This window comes from uncultured Clostridium sp., assembly GCF_947072515.1.
In the GTDB taxonomy this organism is placed as follows: domain Bacteria; phylum Bacillota; class Clostridia; order Clostridiales; family Clostridiaceae; genus Clostridium.
Genome location: NZ_CAMTIG010000059.1, coordinates 1 through 18,331 on the forward strand (window position 1 = coordinate 1; position 18,331 = coordinate 18,331).

The window sequence follows — 18,331 nt, forward strand, 5'->3', positions numbered from 1 at the left end:
AGAGCTACCTTTTAAAAGGTAGCTCTTTTTACGTATAAAAATTATAGAAATAGATGTATTAAAAGAATCTTTTCTAAATAGATTTATTTTAAGAGCTTAATTTATAACGTATATAACGTTTATGCATATATTTAATTATAGAATAAAGGAGTGTGTTTTATGAAGTTAAGTGTATGTCTTATTGTAAAAAATGAAGAAGAAAACCTTCCTAGATGTCTAAATAGTATTAAAGGAGAGGTAGATGAAATAGTAGTAGTAGATACAGGATCTACTGACAAAACAAAGGAAATAGCATCTGATTTTAATTGTAAAATCATAGATTTTAAGTGGTGTAACGATTTTTCAAAGGCAAGGAATGTATCAATAGATAATGCTACTGGTGAGTGGATACTTTTTTTAGATGCAGATGAAGAAATCCCTAGAGAAGATTTATTAAGACTAAAAAATAGAATGAGAAAAGAAGAAAATGCTGAGGCTTATTTTTTTAAGCTGATAAATTTTATTAAGGGAAAAGATATAGGAAGTGCTGTAGTGTTAAGAGCATTTAAAAACAGACCAGAATATAGATTTAAGGGTGCATTACATGAACAAATTATAGATTCTATAGAAAATGCTAAAAAGGGAATTATAGTACCTACTGAGATTAGAATATTCCATTACGGTTATGATGAAGAAGCAGTTGATATTTCTATTAAGAGTAAAAGAAATTTAGAAATTTTACTTTCATATGATGAAAATAAAAAAGATGGATATTATTACTATGCTTTAGGAAATGAGTATGGACGAATAAATCAATATGAAGATGCAATAGAAATGTATGAAAAATCATTAGCGATTACAAACTATAAGAAGAGTAAACATATTTATTTTCCATATTTAGTGTTAAATACTATAAAAGCATATTCAGCAATAAAAAGGTTCAGTGAAGGAATTAGGATATTAGAATATTATAAGAAGGAGTTATCTGATTTTAAAGATATGTATTTCTTAGGAATGATTTGTTCTATTGAATGTGGGAGATATAGTAAAGCTAAAGAATATTTAAATTTTTATTTTATCAATAAAGATTCAAGCTATGGGTATCCAAATAATAGATATGACAAAATATATAATATAAGTCAGATATTAAAACAATTAGATGGTGGAATAGTAAATAAATCTAAGTTTTTAATAGGATGTGCATTTATAGTTGATAAAGTAGATAGGTATTTACTAGATTCTATAAAAAATATAGGAGAATTAGCGGAAGAAATTATAGTATTTAATATATCGAATAAAGAAAATGATATAGAAATTTTTAAAGAATGTTTAAATATAGGAGCTAAAATAATTAAATGTACTGAAGAGGATATAGAAGAAAATATTTTGAAGGAATTTAGTACAAAGTGGATTTTAATATTAAAAAATTCAGAAGTAATTCCATATAATCAACAAGAGTTTCTAGCTAGTATATTAGAAGATGAAAAGTGTATATTTAAAGTAGATATATTAGATAGAGTAAATAATAATGTGAAAATTGAAGAAAGAATTATTTATAAGAATTTATTAGAAGCTAAAATACAAAAAAATATTGAAAAATATCTAGTTAAAGAGATAGATATAACAATTTACGAGAATTTTTTTAGGAGGGATGTATGATAAATTTAGGATGTGAAAACTTTAAAAATAAGAAGATTTTAATTGGAAGTCCTATCTGTCAAAATAATTTAATATTAAAAGAATTTTTAATATCCTTAGAAGAAGTAGAAAAAGAAATGTTTGATGTAGGATATTGCTTTATAGATGATAATAAGGAGTTAGAATCTAAAAAACTTTTAGAAGAATTTCAAAATAAAATTAAAAATGTAACTATATTGAATATTGAAAATTGTAGTAGCGAAGAATATTTTTGTGATGATTATACCCATAGATGGAATAATGATTTAGTAGCTAAAGTAACAATGTTTAAAAATTCAATTATAAAATATTTTTTAGAAAATGAATATGATTATTTATTTTTTATAGATTCGGATATAGTACTTCATCCATTAGCGTTAAAATCATTAGTTTCAAAGGATAAAGATATTATATCGAATATATTCTGGACTAAGTGGAGTCCTGATGGAGATGAATTGCCTCAAGTATGGTTAAAGGATGCTTATACTATGCATGATGCAAAGATGAATGAGCCTAAAACTAGAAAAGAAATTGATGATGAAACTAAACAGTTCTTAATTATGCTAAAGAAACCAGGAGTTTATAGAGTTGGTGGTTTAGGGGCATGTACCTTAATAAAAAGGGAACCTTTATTAAAAGGAGTTAATTTTGATGAAATGTATAATCTTTCTTTCTGGGGTGAAGATAGGTTTTTCTGTGTACGAGCTGTAGCTTATGGATTTGAGTTATATGTAGATACAAACTATCCAGCATATCATATTTATAGAAAGGATAATTTAAAAGGAGTAGAAAAATTTAAAGAGGATGCTAAAAAAAGAAATTATGATATTTTAGGATATAAATTATCAGAAAAATTAACTGCTTTTTTAGATGAATATTATAAATTTTCTTATAAAGAGAGTATTTCTTATGATTGGATGAAATTTTTTTATAAAAGAGAAGGGGAAAGATTACAGAAGATTAGAGCTAGAGAAGAGATGTCTATAAAACAATTTAAAATAACTTCTATTTATAAAGTAGCTGACTGGAAAATAATGTTCTTTGAAGTAAAAGATAGAGTAGCTATTAAATATAAAATAATAATAAATGGTATTAAGAATAATTATAGTTTTAGCAAAGAAGACGAAAAGATTGCATTCTTTAAAAAGGAAAAGAGTGAATGGAAAATTGAATCTTTAGTTGAAGAAAAGAAAGAGAAGATATTAGAAACACCTTATATAAGAAAAGTAAAAGAAAAAAATAAATTAACGCTTTCAATGATTGTAAAGAATGAGGAAGGAAGATATTTAGAAAGAGTTTTAAATCAAAATAAAAAATATATAACGAATGCAGTTATTATAGATGATGGAAGTACAGATAGAACGAAAGAAATTATAAAAGATATATTAGGAGATATTGATTTAAAACTTATTGAAAATAATCAAAGTATGTTTTTAAATGAAGTAAATTTAAGAAAACGCCAATGGAATGAGACAATAAAAACAAGTCCTGATTGGATTTTAAGTTTAGATGCAGATGAAGTTTTTGAGGATGCTTTTGAAGAAAATATATTGGAGTTAATTGACTCTGATCCATGGTGTGATGCATATGCTTTTAGATTATATGATTTTTGGGATGAAAATAACTTTAGAGAAGATGCTAATTGGAAAGCTCATTTTACTTATAGAACATTTTTAACTAGATATCAAAAAGATTTTAATTATACATGGATTGAAAATCCAGTTCATTGTGGAAGATTACCTAATAATGTCTTAGAATTAAATACTTCAATATCTAAATATAGACTTAAGCATTATGGATGGATGAGACAAGAAGATAGATTAAAAAAGTATGCAAGATATAAGAAGCATGATCCACAAGGTATTTATGGAAATGTAAATCAATATGCATCTATATTAGATCCTAATCCTAGGCTTGTGAGGTGGAGTGAAAATGAATAAAACTATATCAGCATGTATTATTGCTAAGAATGAAGAAAAATCCTTAGAAAGGTGTTTAGAGAGTCTTGAGAATATAGTTGATGAAATAATTTTAGTAGATACAGGTTCAGCAGATAAAACAGTAGAAATAGCAAAACGGTTTGGAGTTAAAGTATACTTTGAAAAATGGGAAGATGACTTTTCAAAAGCAAGAAATAAAGCTTTAGATTATGCAACTAAAGAATATATATTATATATAGATTGTGATGAATATTTAGTAGGGAAAGAATGGAGAAATTTAAAAAAGCAATTAGATGATAGATATGAGGGATATAATATAGTATTAACTAATATTATTGATAAAAAAGAAACTTTAGAAAATCAGAGTTTTAGAATTTTCAAAAATAAAAGTCATTATAGATTTAATGGAAAGATTCACGAACAAATATTAGAGTGTATATTAAAAGAGAATACAGAAAGTGAAATTGGTAGTATGCCTCTTCAAATTTATCATTTAGGCTATGATGGGAATGAATGTAATATAGTAGAAAAACAAAAAAGAAATTTTAGAATCTATGAAAAATATGATGAAAACGAAAAAGATGGTTTTTTTTATTATAATTTAGCAAGTGAATATTTAAGAGCAAGAGATAATAAAAATGCAATTAAATATTATATATTAGCAATGAATACAGAAGGGACTAATAATGGATATAGGCAACATTTATCTATATATTTAACAAAGACTTTGATAGATGAAAAAAGGTTTAAGGATGCTATTATGATAAGTACGCTATTTTTAGATGAATATCCGAATTTTAGAGATTTACATTTTTTAAGAGGGAATGCTTTTTATAGTGCAGGTAAATATACAAAAGCTTTAAAGGATATTGAATATTATTATAGCAACAATAAAACTTTGAATTATCCAAATTTTAGATTAGATTCTCTGATTAATAGTAAAAAACTTTTAAGTGAGTTAACTACTAAATCAATAGAGTTTAATAAACAATTATTGTCTATAGTAATTAATTATGAAGAGGCTTTAAAGATAGAAAGTAATATTCCTAAAGTTAATGAGTTTTGTGAGAATATTATATTATTTTCACAAAATGATAAAATCTTAAAAGAAGGAGAGCAATATTTTTGTATTGGATGTAAAACAGAAGAAGAGGTTTTAGAAAATATAAAAGGAGGTATGTATACATTTTATTTTAAAGATTCAGAGTTTATGGAATTCTCTTGGTTTGTAAAAACTATAGAATTGATTAATAAAAATAATGATGATTTAATAAAATCAATTGCTTTAGATGAAGAGGAAAATATTTATGAAACTATTAGAGTAGCAAAAACAGAAATTGTATTAAAAGAGACTCTTTTGTTATTTGAAGAAAAATATAATTCTAAGTATAAGACATCTAGAGAAAACATTATAGTATTAAATGATTAAATATAATTTATGGGTAGAGGTTGATTTAATAGATTTAAATAAAGTTTTAAGATGAAATATAAAAAATTAAGTAAAACTAGTAGCAAAGTTTAAAAAAATTAATATTATATAGTATAAGTTTTAGATTAAATTAAAAACGGAGGATAAAAGAATGGCAAATTTAAATCAAAATTATTCAGTATTAGATGCAGATGTTGTTACTCAACTTTCAGGCTTAGGAGATAATATGGGAATCGATATAGCTATAGCAGCTCCAAATGGAAAAGCTATTACAGTAGTTAATGGTGCAACTATTGAATTAAGTTGGGTTGATGGAAATGGAGCTCAAACACTTGCACAAGTTTTAGTTGCAGGAACAATTGATGGAACATCTGGTCCTCTTCTTTTAGGAACTTATTATCCAGATGGACACGTTTTTGCTGATCAAGCTGCTGTTAATGCATTCTTTACTACACCTATTTCAGCTAAAATATATAAAGCAACTATAGCTTAAAAGAATAAGAACTAATATTAAAGTGAATATTAAGGATTCCTTAATATTAGTTCTTTTAAATTTGAATTGTTTTATAAATTAGCTAGAAGCAGTTAAATAAAAATATAATGATAAATGCAATAGTTGTAGAAATAAAATTATATTTTTATATTAAAGATATAGTTCTATTACACAAGGAGGCATGAAATTGGGAATAGAAATTAATTTGAATAAACAAAATACTATAATAAATTCTGGGGTAGTATCGTATAATTTAGAAGTGGTTGCTGATTTAAGTAGTCTAGAAAGTTATTTAGAAACTAATATTGGAAATAGAATTTTTATGGAAACTAATTTAGAAATTCCTGTATTCATAAATGCAACAGCTATGACAAGTAGTATTACTTTAATAAATTATTATAATATATCAGAAATTATTGATAATAGAATAATACAATACGGTTATTATGAAGGTGACTATGATGACAGCAGAAAAATCAACACAAGTAGCAATTTCTATGTATATTTCATTGGCAAATAATAAAATAATAATCTCAGATCAAGAAATTAATTATGAGAAACAAATTGAGGGCCTTGGAGAAGTATCTAATATTGAAACTATACAAATAGATACTAACAATATAATTGATAAAAATTCAAGTGGAAGTTTTAAGTTAGATATAATTTTAAAAATTAAAAGTAATAATTATAGCTATTCAAATATATATAAAATTTCTGAAATACCTAATAATAATATTATATTTCTTGGAAATATAGGATTAGTAGAAAATATAAAACAAGAGGATATAGAAATAATTGCAACTATTACTAATATTATTTAAAAGATAGGAGGAGAAGCATGGGGATGCAAGTAAATATAATTCCCAATATAGCAAATAATGGGAGTGGAATGCCAACAACATCAGTAGAGCTTGATGTTGACATATCAGGAATAATGGATATATTAAAAAAATATAATTTGTTACTAAAAACAAAGATGATTGTAAATTCAATAAATGTATTGACAGGGCTTCAAGAACAAAATATATATGAATTTGCAGAAATTTACAAAAATGTAGATACCATGACAATAAAGATATCGGCCATAGTATGGGGAGATATAAATGATGCAAGTGCTATAGAATGTGAAGCAGAAGGAATATTTATAAATAGGTGATAAAATGGAAAGTATTGATTTAAAGTGTACGAAAAATATTGTTTTTTCACATAAATGTCGGAAAGGAGAAGAATATCAAAATATTAAAATTGGTATTGAAAAATGTATTAGATATTGGAGCTATTTATATTTTGATATTTCGGAAATCGGAAGCGATAAAGAAGTTGTGAAAGCCAGTTTAATACTATTTAAAGTGCCTATAAGAATAGATACTGATGAAAATAGTAAATTTGTTTATAGTATTGTACCAACAATGGAGTATGTAGGAAAATATAGTTATTATTATACAAATACTATAGAACTAGAAGAGAAGATGTTGAAGGATTTTGAAGTTAAGAAAAATTTAGGATATGTAGAAATTGATATTACTGAGATAGTTAAAAAATGGAATGATGGGTGTTTAGAGAATAGAGGAATATTTATCAGAGGAAAAAGAAAAAGTAGTTATATAGAATTTAATGGAAATGGAGATAATGGCTTAGATTATCCATTTCTAAGAGTTGAATATAAAGAGGATAAAATAAATCCAAATTGTCCAGATATAATAAAACCAAGTATAAAATTACCAGTAAAAATAAAGCTTAAAGGAGAATGAGTTTAGTAACAGATTTTTCTTTAGGCTTTTTTCTATTTTAAATATAAAATTAAGATATTATATAAGTATTTTAAATATAAAAATATCACTTTATATTCATAAAAAAGCTTCTTCAGAAACAAAAATATTGTAAAAACTCTTTTCATTCACTATAATAAAAGTTATTAAATATAGATAAAGTGAGGAAATTTTAATGACAATTAAATTTAAAAAACCTGAACTATTAGCACCAGCTGGAAGTCTAGAAAAGTTAAAAATAGCATTTAAATATGGAGCAGATGCTGTATATTTTGGAGGGAAAGATTTTTCTTTAAGAGCAGCAGCACAAAATTTTACATTTGAAGAAATTAAAGAAGGAGCAGAACTTGCTCATAGTTTAGGAAAAAAAATATACTGTACTTTAAATGTAATGCCAAGAAATGAAGGATTGGATAAAATACCACCATTTTTAAAGGAACTAGAAGAAGCAGGAGTTGATGCAGTTTTAGTTTCAGATTTAGGTGTTCTAGGAATGGTGAAGAAGCATTCAAATTTAGCAATTCATATAAGTACACAAGCTAATACTTTAAATTATGAAGCTTGTAATATGTGGGAATCTTTAGGCGCTGAAAGAGTTGTTTTAGCAAGGGAAGTTTCTTTAGATGAAATAAAAACTATAAGAGAAAATATTAGTCCTGAACTTGAGTTAGAAACATTTGTACATGGTTCTATGTGTATAGCATATTCAGGAAGATGTCTTTTATCTAGTTATATGTCAGGAAGAAATTCTAATTTAGGCGCATGTAGTCAATCTTGTAGATGGAATTATGCACTAGTTGAAGAAAAAAGACCAAATGAATATTTTCCAATAGAAGAAGATCAAAACGGTACATATATAATGAATTCAAAAGATTTAGCTATGATAGAATATTTACCTGAACTTTTAAATGCAGGAATATCTTCCTTAAAGATAGAAGGAAGAAATAAAAGCGAATATTATGTTGCAATAGTTGTCAATGCATATAGACAAGCAATAGATCTTTATTATCAAGATCCAGAAAATTATAAATTACCTAAAGACTTAAAAGAAGAATTATATAAAGTTAATCATAGACAATATGGAACAGGATTCTTCTTTAATAAGCCACAATCAGAGGGAATAATATATGATAGTAATTTCCACATAAAAGATTATGACATGGTAGCTAGAGTTCTTTCTTATGATGAAAAAACAGGTATAGCAACATGCAAACAGAGAAATAAATTTGTAAAAGGTGAAACACTAGAAATACTATCACCAGGAACTTATAATCAAAGTTTTGTAGCAGAAGAAATCTTTGATGAGAATGGAAAAGAAATTGAAATGTGTCAACATCCAAATATGATTTTCAAAATAAAAACTCCGTTTAAATTAGAGGAAGATGATTTCTTTAGAGCAAAAGTAAAAAAATAGAATATAAAAAAATAAAAAAGTAATTTTATAGAAGAGTTGTTGAAAAACAACTCTTTTTTTATATGAGATAAAGTTATAATTAGATTAAAATATGTATATATATAAGTAAAGATAAGTATAAAGAATGTATAAAAATAGTTCAAATTGTTATAAATTTTATTTGAATTTAAGATGATTTTAGTATAAAATAAGGTAAAAGGTAGTTAAAAAAAAGTTAATTTTAAATATAAGAATTAGTTAAGTTTAGTTCTGAAAATAGTGAGAGGAGTAAAGAAAATTATGCAAAGAAGCGATATAAGACTTTATTACAAAAATCAATTAGAGCTCGGTTATGCTTTAAGAGATTATATAGATGCGTATTTTCAAAATAAAGTTCAAGATGCAGAATTAGAGGAAAAGATATTCTCAGTTATAGAAGCAAATAAAACAAAGTTTTATAAAGGCGATGAGATTGCACAAAAGCCAAAGCAAATATTAGGGAAAGCAAGATTAGACATTTTAAATAACATAATAAATAAAAATTCAAAGGGGGGAGAAAAATGAAGAAGATAGCAGTTCTGAATAACAAAGGTGGAGTTGGGAAAAGCACTGTTGCTGTTCAACTTTCTCATGGATTAGCTAAACTGGGTTTTAAAGTGATTTTAGTTGATTTAGATGGACAAAATGATTCAAGTCTTTTTTTAGGTATACAAGAAGCGGAGTATAAAAAGACTTTTTTTGATTTAGTAAACAGACGAGATAATGTTTCTATAGAAGATTGTATAATAGAAGCTAGAGAGGGCTTAGATCTTCTTCCTAATTCTCATATTGAAGAAATAAACTCGGAGTTTTATAGAGAAACTCGTATTGATTTAATTTTAACTGAAAAGTTAAAAGGACTTGAAAATATGGATTATGATTATGTTATAGTCGATTGTGGACCTCAAAGAACAAAAATAAATGATGCTGTACTTTGTTATGTTGATAGTATCATTATGCCAGTACAGGTAGAAGCTGCTGCAGTAAGAGCTTGCGGAAGTATCTATGAATATCTTTCAGATCTAAGATTAACACCTGATAAAATAGCACTTATAATTCCAAATATGTATGATAAAAGAACTAATGATGCTAAAGAAAATTTGAAATTTCTTCACGAATTTTTTGGTGAAGAAGGGGTTGTTACAGAACCAATAAATAGAAGAGTTAAGATAACTGAAGCAGGTAAAATGGGGAAAACAGTATTTGAATATGATCAAGAATCTGCAGAACAATTCTTCAAGGTTCTTGAAAGGTTGGTGGAACGCGTTGTCTAAAGCTAAAAAAGATATTAATCAAAACTTTGAGATGCTAAAAGCACAAATGCAAGCAAAAAGACAAAAAGCAGAAACGCAAAGTGATAAAGAGTCTAAGATTAATACCGAAGTTATAGATATCAAAGGCAATGCAAAAGAAGAAGAACTTTCTGAAGAAAAAAAGGAAGTTAAAAAAGAAAAAGAATCAGAAAAAAAGAAGAATGATATACCTATAACGGAGGCGAAAAACTCTAAAGTGAAAGAAGCTTCAGAACCAGTGGTTGTAAAAACAGAAAAAAAAGTTGAAGTACAATCAATTGTAGAAAATGAAGATGATTTTGAGGATGATCTTGAAGAAGAAATTGAAGAAGAAATTGAAGAAGAAATTGAAGAAGAAATTGAAGAAATAGTTGTAAAAAAACCACGAAAAAAAAGGAATACTCCAAAGAAAAAAGTCATTGAAGTTTATGAGGAAGATGAACTTGATGAAGAAGAAGAATTTGAAGATTTTATTCAAGATGATGAGTTAGTTACAACTAGTAATTCGGGTACAATAAAAATTAAAATAAAAAAGCAAGAAAAACCAGAAGCTCCTAGAAGAGCAACCTATTATCTTAAACAAGAAACAATACGTAAAATTGAAAAGGTATCTAAAATGTCTGGGATAGGAAAATCAAAATTGGTTCAATTGTTACTTGACCAAGCGTTAGATAACTTAGAGATAGAAAAATAATAGAATAATTTTATGCAATAATACAACTCCTTCTTAATAATAGACTGATATATCAGTAATTAAGAAGGAGTTATTATATTCTCAATAATTATTTGAGTTGTAGAAAAATATTTATGAAAACTAAGCTGTTTAGAATAAAAGCAAATTATTAATATTACTCCATAGAAGTAATATTTTCATTATATATGTAAAGCGAGTCGGATTTAGTGCTAAGTATAGCGTAAACTTGCTAAAAATATACTTGAATTTAATGTAACACAATAAATATTGTGTTACATTTGTGAAGACATCTAAGAAATGGCTTAAATACTAGCTTGAGAAGAGAAAAAACACTTTACAAAAAAACATAAATGTAACATAATATATATATAGGTTACATAAAAAGTAACATAAATTTAAGCGATAATTTAGTCATTTTCAAATAGGAAAAAATGACTATTATACAATATAAAAAGCTTATAGATATGAAAAGGCTTGAAAATAGTGAAAACAAGCCAATGTCGATTTTAAAAGAAAAAAATAAAAATAAATTAAAGAAAGTACTTTTTATAGTATGCAAAAAAACTTGAAAAAATTTTTTTGTTAAAATCGATTTGAATGTGAAAGAAAGATTTTTTACATTTTTTAATAATAAAAGGAGTGAAAAAATGAATTTTGTACAACCTATTAGAGATAGAGAAAAAATTGAAGGAATGAAAAGAGAACTTCTAAAAACTGGATTTAGAAATTATTTATTATTTACAACTGGAATAAATACTGGACTTAGAGTTTCAGATATTTTGAATTTAAGAGTAAGTGATGTGAAAAATAAAACACATATATCAATAGTAGAAAAGAAAACAAGAAAAAGTAAAAGGTTCTATATAAATCAAAATTTGAAAATGGATTTAGATAAATTTATATATGGGTTAAGTGAATATGATTTTTTATTTGCATCTAAAAAAGGAAATGGTCCAATTACAAGAATCCAAGCTTATCGTATTCTTACGGATGCAGCTAAAAAAGTTGGGATAGAAGAAGTTGGTACTCACACAATGAGAAAAACTTTTGGATATTTTCATTATAGTCAATTTAAAGATATTGCAATTCTTCAAGATATTTTTAATCATTCCTCCCCAAGTATCACTTTACGATATATTGGAATAAATGATGATATGAAAGATAAAACGATTCAGAATTTTTATCTTTAATATTAGTTATATTATATTTTTAATATACACTCATAGAAAAAGAACTATCAAATTTAGATAGTTCTTTTTTGGTTATAAATCAATATCGCCAGATACAAGATGTAATATAGAATTAAAATATTCTCTTTGAGTTTTATTTTCTCTATTTAAAGTTTTTTCAATTTTTCCATCTTTAATGTTAACTGTTTTTTTTGAATAACTAGCAGTTAATGGATCATGAGTAACCATTAAAATAGTAATCCCAAATTTTTCATTTAAGTCTCTAAAAAGCTTCAAAATATTTTTAGAGTTTTGGGAATCAAGATTTCCAGTTGGTTCATCTGCAATTATTATTTTAGGATTATTAATTAAAGCACGACCAATAGAACATCTTTGAATTTGTCCTCCAGAACATTCATTAGGATATTTTTCCAAGAGTTCAGATACATTCAATTTATTAGCAATTTCTATTACGCGATCATTAATTGATTCTTTACCTATGCCAGCAAGCTTCAAAGGAAGTGAAATATTTTCAAAAATAGTTAAATTATCTAAAAGATTAAATTCTTGAAATACAAAACCTATAGTTTCAAATCGTAGTTTGCTAATAGCATGTTCACTTAATGAAGTTGTTCTTTTTCCATTTATAAAGATTTTACCCTTTGATGGAGAATCAATAGTGGAAATCATATTTACAAAAGTAGATTTTCCTGATCCTGATGGACCCATAATAGAAATAAATTCACCTTCATAAATTTTGAAGTTTATATTATTTAAAGCTAAAGTTGTTTTTTTAGTAACTGAAGCAGATTCAGAAATATCTTTATTTAAATCATTCTTCTTTAAAGAATATATTCTTTCGTTAGATTTTCAACAACAATAATTTCTTTCATTTTAAAGCCTCCTTTATATAATAGTTTTTAATTTATCTTTATAAAGCAAATAACTTCCAAGAAAAGAAATTAAAATTGCTAAAATAATTATAAAGAAAATAAGAGATGCTATAGAAATAGTAATTTGATTCATTGATAATAATTTGAAGATATTAACGCATATTAAAAGAAATGGTATACAACAAAGTAAAATCGTATTTAATATTGATTCTTTTAATATAATTTTTTCTAAATCTTTTTTAGTAAATCCAAGAGAAAATAAAATCTTTAAATTTTTAAGTTTTAAATTTCCTAAGGAACTGAAAGAATATAAACTAGTTAATAGGAATAGTAAGACTAAAAGAAAAGAAATTCCTATTCCTGCAACAGAAAGATATTTATTTCTTGAGTATTCACCTAAAAAATATACTGTAAAAAGTGAAATAGTCAATACCGAAATTAGGGAAGCACGATTTTTTTTAATATTAACAACAAGATTTTTAAAAACAATTGTATCTATTTTACTTTGTGTGGTTTTACCTAGCTGCCCAAATAAAATTGGAAGTAGTTTAAATATAAAGAAAAATATTCCTACTGATGAGAAAATTGTTAAAACTTGTAATTCATCAATAGTGTTAGAAATCAATATTATACATAATGGCATAAATGCTAAACAAGTTATAAATATAGAAGAGAGAAGTTTAAAAATAGTACTTGTGCTTTCAGAAAAATCATATTTCAAATATTTTACTTTTTGAGCCGATGTTTCTTTTGAGCGAATTAAATTACAAATTTCAGTTCGATAACCTAATCCTACATTTAAAAGGCAAAGTAATAAGATATTTATAAATAGCATAGCACAGGTAGAGACTAACCCATCTTTAGTTATTAAAATTAAAGTAGATTCTAAATGGATAAAGGAATAGATAAATTTACTTAATATATAAGAAAAACTTGTCCCAATAATAAATGCACCTATTAATGATATTAAAGAAATAATAAGATTAAGAATGCCTATTGAAAAAGCTAGGCCGTTTAAACTAAGCCCACTTATAAGTTCAATTGCAAATTCCTTTTTTCTTTTTTTCATAAAAAAGGTATTTGAATAATATCCAACGGAAATTATCATAAACAAAACAACGCAACTTAATGTGGTAAGGATAATGTATTGTTCATCATTTAAAAGTGCTCTAAGATTTGGATCGAAAATGATAGTGAATATACTAAATAAAATACTAAAACTTAATATTGAGGATAGGAGATAAAAAAATAAATTTTTTTTATCACGATTTAATAGAAGTAGTGTTAGCTTGAAAGCTTCCATAAGAGTCCCCCTTTAGGTAAATATAGTTTTTAAAATAATATTACTTACTTAATTTTACCATTTTAAATAATAGAAGTAAATTAATGGAATTTAATTGAATGATTTTAAAAATAAAAATATATATTTAAATAAAGGATGATATTTATCTTTAGTAATACTGATTTTATAAAAGGTTTCAAATTATATACTAATCTATTTTGGAAAATAAATTTGAAATTAAATTTTAAGAAGTATAGATAATCTTATAAGAAATAATAATATTTATTAAAAAAATTTTTAAAAAAGCAAAAGCAACAACATTATTTTAAAATGTTGTTGCTTTACTTTTCAGTTGAAAGAATTGTAAAAGTTTCTCAGGCTCACAATTTCTTTATAAAAACTTAGTGTTTCATAACCGATATTTTATATTTAGATTATAAGTTTATTTTTAAAAATAGTCAAGAGATTTATATATTTTTTTGAAAAAGATATAAATTTGAAATTTAAATTTATATAACAGAAATATATAAAAATCATGAAAGGCTTGTATTTTCAGTAGGTGTACGAAAAAGCCTACATAAATATTTACGAATTTATAATCATAAATAATGATATTTTTGTTTACGACTAAAAATACATAAACAGAATTATATATGTAAGTAGTGATGTATGTATAAGTAGTTATGTAAACATAAATACTTACATAGAAGTAAGTGAAAATAAAAACAATTCTGCTTGTGTAAGAACCTATTGCAAGCGGCATAAACACTGGATTTGATGCGAAAATTTTTTTTGAAATTTCTGTTGCATATTAGAGAATTTTAATGTTATAATCTTATCTAAAGATAGCAAAAAAGTTTCTCAGGCTCTGAGCTATCTAAAATAAACTTAGTGTTTCAATATATTTTAATAATAATCTAAATTATAGATTTTAATTCCAAAGGTATTAAAGGGATATTTTATGTATAAAATAGCCTTATTATCTTATAAAAAATTAAAAATCTTAAATTTAGTATATTTAGTATATGTTGAAACACCCCTAAGTAATAGGAGGTGTCTTTTTTATGGAAGAAATTAAGACTTTAAGCCTTAATTCTATAAAAAATGCGTTAGTTTCTAATAGTACACCTTTAATTTCTTCAAGAAAAATTGAGGATGCAAAAATAGAAATTAATTGTATAAAAGAAAAAAAAGATGGTTATACAGCAATTGGAGTAAAGGATGAAAATTTAAAATTTACTCAATGGCATATAAGCAATTTTAAACTTCTAGAAAAAATTGAAAAGCTTATGGATTTTAAAGATGTTTACATATCAATAAATTCAATGCTTTCACCAATAAGACAAATTAAGAATATAAGGCATTTACATGCTTTTTGGGTAGATATAGATTATTATAAAATAAAAAAATATAAAGGGAAAAGTACAGAAGAAATGATTAAGATTATGAGACGAGAAGGTCATTTTGATACTGTAGAACCCTCATTATTTGTAGATAGTGGAAATGGAATGTATATATTTTATCTTATAGAATCAGCAACTAAAAATGCTTTACCAATTTGGCAAAGAATTCAAGATTCTTTAGTAAAAAAATTCCATAAATATGGAGCAGATCCATTAAGCTCAGATGCTGTTCATGTTTTAAGATTACCAGGAACTATTAATTCTAAAACAGGTAGAAGAGCACGAGTTGTTTTTAACTCTAATGAAAAATTTAAATTTGAAATAAATTTAGGTGAACATATAAAAAGATATAATATTCCTTATATGGCAGAAGTTTTTTTACCAAAGTTAAATACAAATAAAGATGAATGGAAAAATACACGAAATACTACTCAAAAGAAAAAAATTATAAAGACAAAAGAAATTTCTCTTTATAATTTACACACATTACATTATTCAAGAATGAATGACTTAATAAATCTTCAAAAAATTAGAAATGGACATTGTACTGGATCAAGAGAATTAATGACCTTTTTATATAGATACTATTCATGTCTTTTCATAAAAAATGAAAAAGAAGCACTTGAAAGTACTATGAATTTCAACTCTCAATTTCAAAATCCTCTTTCAGAGAGTGAAGTTATAAAAGCGACCAAATCAGCTGAGACTGCATATATACTTTGGGCAAAAACTTTTGATCAATACATTAGGCTAGAGGATAAGCCACCTATGAGTAAATTTTTTAAAGAAAATGGTTGTTACGTATATTCAAATAAAAAACTTATAAAACTTTTAGAAATAACTGAAAGTGAAATGACAACATTAAGTACAATAATTTCAGTTAAAGAAAAAAATAGACGTTCAAAAGATTATAGAAATGAGTGGAATAAAGAAAGAAGTAAAAAACTTTCTAGAAATTCTAATGGATTGACTAAAAGACAACAAGCTAAATTAGAAAACTTAATATCTGTTTTAAATCTTACTAAATCAGGAATGAAGCAAAGAGAAATAGCAAATATATTGAGTATAACTCAACAAGCAGTATCAAAATTATTAAATGAATGGAAAACTGGCCAAATTGACAATAATTTAATAAGAGAATACTTAAAATATCGAACTAAAGAAACTAAAATTACAAAAATACAAAAGCATAATATTAGTTAATGTACAACTGAAACTTAGTATCTATATATTAATGTTTGTGCAGGCGTCCTCGCCTTGCCCACTCTTATAAGTGATGGTTACTAGTGTTTATGATATTTTAAATATTTATTAATTATCTTTTTCGTTATCTTTTAGTAGAATTTTCTTTGTATAATTAGTTATGCCTTAAGCTATGCTTTAGTTATAGGGTTATAGAAAATTATGAAGGAGCAACGGAATGAAAAAAGGTAAATATTTAGTAGTGGTTTTAGTATTTATTATTTCTATTGGACTTATAATTGTGAACTTTCCATCAGAAACAATATTACCATCTAATACTGAATTAGTTCAAAATAGTTTAAAAGTAGGAGCTAAAACTCCTGAGTTTCCAAGCATTATAGGTAAATCTGCTATAACAATGGTTTTAGGAAGCAATGAAGTAATTTATTCTAAGGATGCAAATGCAAAAAGGTATCCAGCAAGTTTAACTAAGCTTATGACAGCCTATCTTTTCGCAAAAAATGCAACACCAGATAGTATCATTCCATATACTGAATCTGCCGAAGAACAACCAGCATTTTCACTTGGGAAAAATTTTGGACCAGTTTATGTTGGTGAAACAATGCTAGCGAAATATGTAATGGATGCATTACTTTTATATTCAGCAAATGATAGTGCATATATGATTGCAGATTATGTTGGTGGAAGTAAAGATAATTTTGTGAAGATGATGAATGATGAAGTTCAAAAATTAGGATTAAAAGGAACGCATTTTATGAATCCTAATGGATTACAAAATCCTGATCATTATACAACAGCATATGATTTAGCTATAATAGGTCAATTACCATATAGTATTCCATGGTCAAGAGAAACTATGGGAACAAAAACTGCCACAATTAATTTCCAAAATAGTGACAAGATGATAACTATAAATAATAGAAATAGTAATCTTGGAAAAGATGGAAATGTAGCAGGAAAGACTGGTTATACAGATCAAGCACATAGTTGTTTATTTAATATTGATGTTAGAAACGGGAAAACTATTGTTGGAGTAGTTATGGATTCGACTAATATTTTAAACAGCCCTGAAATGTATAGTGATATGAAAAAAATTATGGACTATAGCTATAATGTGGCAACTCAACAAGTATATGAAGAAGCAGGAACTCAAATTTTTGATCCAATTTTAACATATAAATTATTTGGATTCTTTGGACCAACAAGAACTATAAAGGTTCCTATGGTTTTAAAAGATAATATTATGTACTATAATAATCCTGAAAATAATAACTTTAGTAATGTTACTATGGATACTAATAAATTAAGTGCTTGGGATTGCATATTTAATAAGAGTAAGGTTAATGTTAAATTTAATGAATTAAAATATTCTAAAGATTATGCAGTTACACCACAAGTAAGTATAGGTCAATTAATAGGACCATTAATATTTGCATATGTGCTTTTAATAATAGCTATTATTGCTGCATTAGCATTTATATTAATGTTAATTAGAGATATTAATATATCAAGAAGAAAAAAGAAAAGAAAATTAAAAAAGAATAGTAATAACAAAAATAAAGGAAATAACCCTAATAAAAAAATGAATAGATAAAAAAATGCCTCCTATAAATTTAGGAGGCATTTCAGCTTGTAGACAAAGGACTTTTTCAAAATTGAAAAAGTCCTTTATTTTA

Annotated in this window: 17 protein-coding genes; 15 read left to right on the forward strand and 2 right to left on the reverse strand. The window is 25.3% G+C overall.

From position 1 onward, the window contains the following. Window positions 1–159 precede the first annotated feature (159 nt). The 13 genes from Q0W06_RS15985 (at window position 160) to Q0W06_RS16045 (ending at window position 11,895) form a co-directional block, all read left to right on the forward strand. Window positions 160–1,638 carry a glycosyltransferase gene (locus Q0W06_RS15985; RefSeq protein ID WP_297637959.1) on the forward strand — a complete coding sequence of 493 codons (1,479 nt, stop codon included), beginning with the start codon at window positions 160–162 and terminating at the stop codon, window positions 1,636–1,638. Continuing rightward, window positions 1,635–3,596 carry a glycosyltransferase gene (locus Q0W06_RS15990; protein ID WP_297637960.1) on the forward strand — a complete coding sequence of 654 codons (1,962 nt, stop codon included), beginning with the start codon at window positions 1,635–1,637 and terminating at the stop codon, window positions 3,594–3,596. Before Q0W06_RS15985 ends, Q0W06_RS15990 begins: the two co-directional genes overlap by 4 nt. Next, on the forward strand, window positions 3,589–5,025 hold the full coding sequence (locus tag Q0W06_RS15995) for a glycosyltransferase family 2 protein (RefSeq protein ID WP_297637961.1): 1,437 nt from the start codon (window positions 3,589–3,591) through the stop codon (window positions 5,023–5,025). The genes Q0W06_RS15990 and Q0W06_RS15995 overlap by 8 nt, the downstream gene beginning before the upstream one ends. A 151-nt stretch (window positions 5,026–5,176) precedes the next feature. Further along, a complete protein-coding gene (locus tag Q0W06_RS16000) occupies window positions 5,177–5,518 on the forward strand; it encodes a hypothetical protein (RefSeq protein ID WP_297637962.1) in 342 nt (113 codons plus the stop codon). Between the two features lie 187 nt (window positions 5,519–5,705). Further along, a complete protein-coding gene (locus tag Q0W06_RS16005) occupies window positions 5,706–6,038 on the forward strand; it encodes a hypothetical protein (RefSeq protein ID WP_297637964.1) in 333 nt (110 codons plus the stop codon). Then, the gene (locus Q0W06_RS16010) at window positions 5,977–6,339 is read left to right on the forward strand and encodes a hypothetical protein (RefSeq protein WP_297637966.1); all 363 of its coding nucleotides are present in this window, start codon (window positions 5,977–5,979) and stop codon (window positions 6,337–6,339) included. Before Q0W06_RS16005 ends, Q0W06_RS16010 begins: the two co-directional genes overlap by 62 nt. Window positions 6,340–6,356: 17 nt before the next feature. Next, the gene (locus Q0W06_RS16015; RefSeq protein ID WP_297637968.1) at window positions 6,357–6,674 is read left to right on the forward strand and encodes a hypothetical protein; all 318 of its coding nucleotides are present in this window, start codon (window positions 6,357–6,359) and stop codon (window positions 6,672–6,674) included. 4 nt (window positions 6,675–6,678) lie between these two features. Continuing rightward, a complete protein-coding gene (locus Q0W06_RS16020; RefSeq protein WP_297637970.1) occupies window positions 6,679–7,269 on the forward strand; it encodes a DNRLRE domain-containing protein in 591 nt (196 codons plus the stop codon). Window positions 7,270–7,462: 193 nt separating this feature from the next. Next, window positions 7,463–8,701: a U32 family peptidase gene (locus tag Q0W06_RS16025; protein WP_297637972.1), complete on the forward strand. Its 1,239-nt coding sequence runs from the start codon at window positions 7,463–7,465 to the stop codon at window positions 8,699–8,701. 279 nt (window positions 8,702–8,980) lie between these two features. Then, window positions 8,981–9,244 carry a TIGR04540 family protein gene (locus tag Q0W06_RS16030; RefSeq protein WP_297637973.1) on the forward strand — a complete coding sequence of 88 codons (264 nt, stop codon included), beginning with the start codon at window positions 8,981–8,983 and terminating at the stop codon, window positions 9,242–9,244. Then, window positions 9,241–9,993 (forward strand): ParA family protein, encoded by a 753-nt coding sequence (locus Q0W06_RS16035; RefSeq protein ID WP_297637974.1) that lies wholly within the window; start codon window positions 9,241–9,243, stop codon window positions 9,991–9,993. The genes Q0W06_RS16030 and Q0W06_RS16035 overlap by 4 nt, the downstream gene beginning before the upstream one ends. Further along, window positions 9,986–10,705, forward strand: a complete 720-nt coding sequence (locus Q0W06_RS16040; RefSeq protein WP_297637975.1) for a hypothetical protein — start codon at window positions 9,986–9,988, stop codon at window positions 10,703–10,705. The genes Q0W06_RS16035 and Q0W06_RS16040 overlap by 8 nt, the downstream gene beginning before the upstream one ends. A gap of 647 nt (window positions 10,706–11,352) precedes the next feature. After that, window positions 11,353–11,895 (forward strand): site-specific integrase, encoded by a 543-nt coding sequence (locus Q0W06_RS16045; protein ID WP_297637976.1) that lies wholly within the window; start codon window positions 11,353–11,355, stop codon window positions 11,893–11,895. Between the two features lie 72 nt (window positions 11,896–11,967). Here Q0W06_RS16045 and Q0W06_RS16050 read toward each other — a convergent pair whose 3' ends face one another. Both Q0W06_RS16050 and Q0W06_RS16055 read right to left on the reverse strand, forming a co-directional pair. After that, window positions 11,968–12,603 carry an ABC transporter ATP-binding protein gene (locus Q0W06_RS16050; RefSeq protein ID WP_297637977.1) on the reverse strand — a complete coding sequence of 212 codons (636 nt, stop codon included), beginning with the start codon at window positions 12,601–12,603 and terminating at the stop codon, window positions 11,968–11,970. A gap of 177 nt (window positions 12,604–12,780) precedes the next feature. Further along, complete coding sequence (locus Q0W06_RS16055; protein WP_297637979.1) at window positions 12,781–14,070, reverse strand: hypothetical protein; 1,290 nt, start codon at window positions 14,068–14,070, stop codon at window positions 12,781–12,783. Between the two features lie 1,043 nt (window positions 14,071–15,113). On the opposite strand from Q0W06_RS16055, the gene Q0W06_RS16060 reads away from it, so the two are divergent. Both Q0W06_RS16060 and Q0W06_RS16065 read left to right on the forward strand, forming a co-directional pair. After that, window positions 15,114–16,655 (forward strand): hypothetical protein, encoded by a 1,542-nt coding sequence (locus Q0W06_RS16060; RefSeq protein ID WP_297637981.1) that lies wholly within the window; start codon window positions 15,114–15,116, stop codon window positions 16,653–16,655. Between the two features lie 217 nt (window positions 16,656–16,872). Continuing rightward, window positions 16,873–18,249: a D-alanyl-D-alanine carboxypeptidase gene (locus Q0W06_RS16065; protein ID WP_297637984.1), complete on the forward strand. Its 1,377-nt coding sequence runs from the start codon at window positions 16,873–16,875 to the stop codon at window positions 18,247–18,249. Window positions 18,250–18,331: the final 82 nt, after the last annotated feature.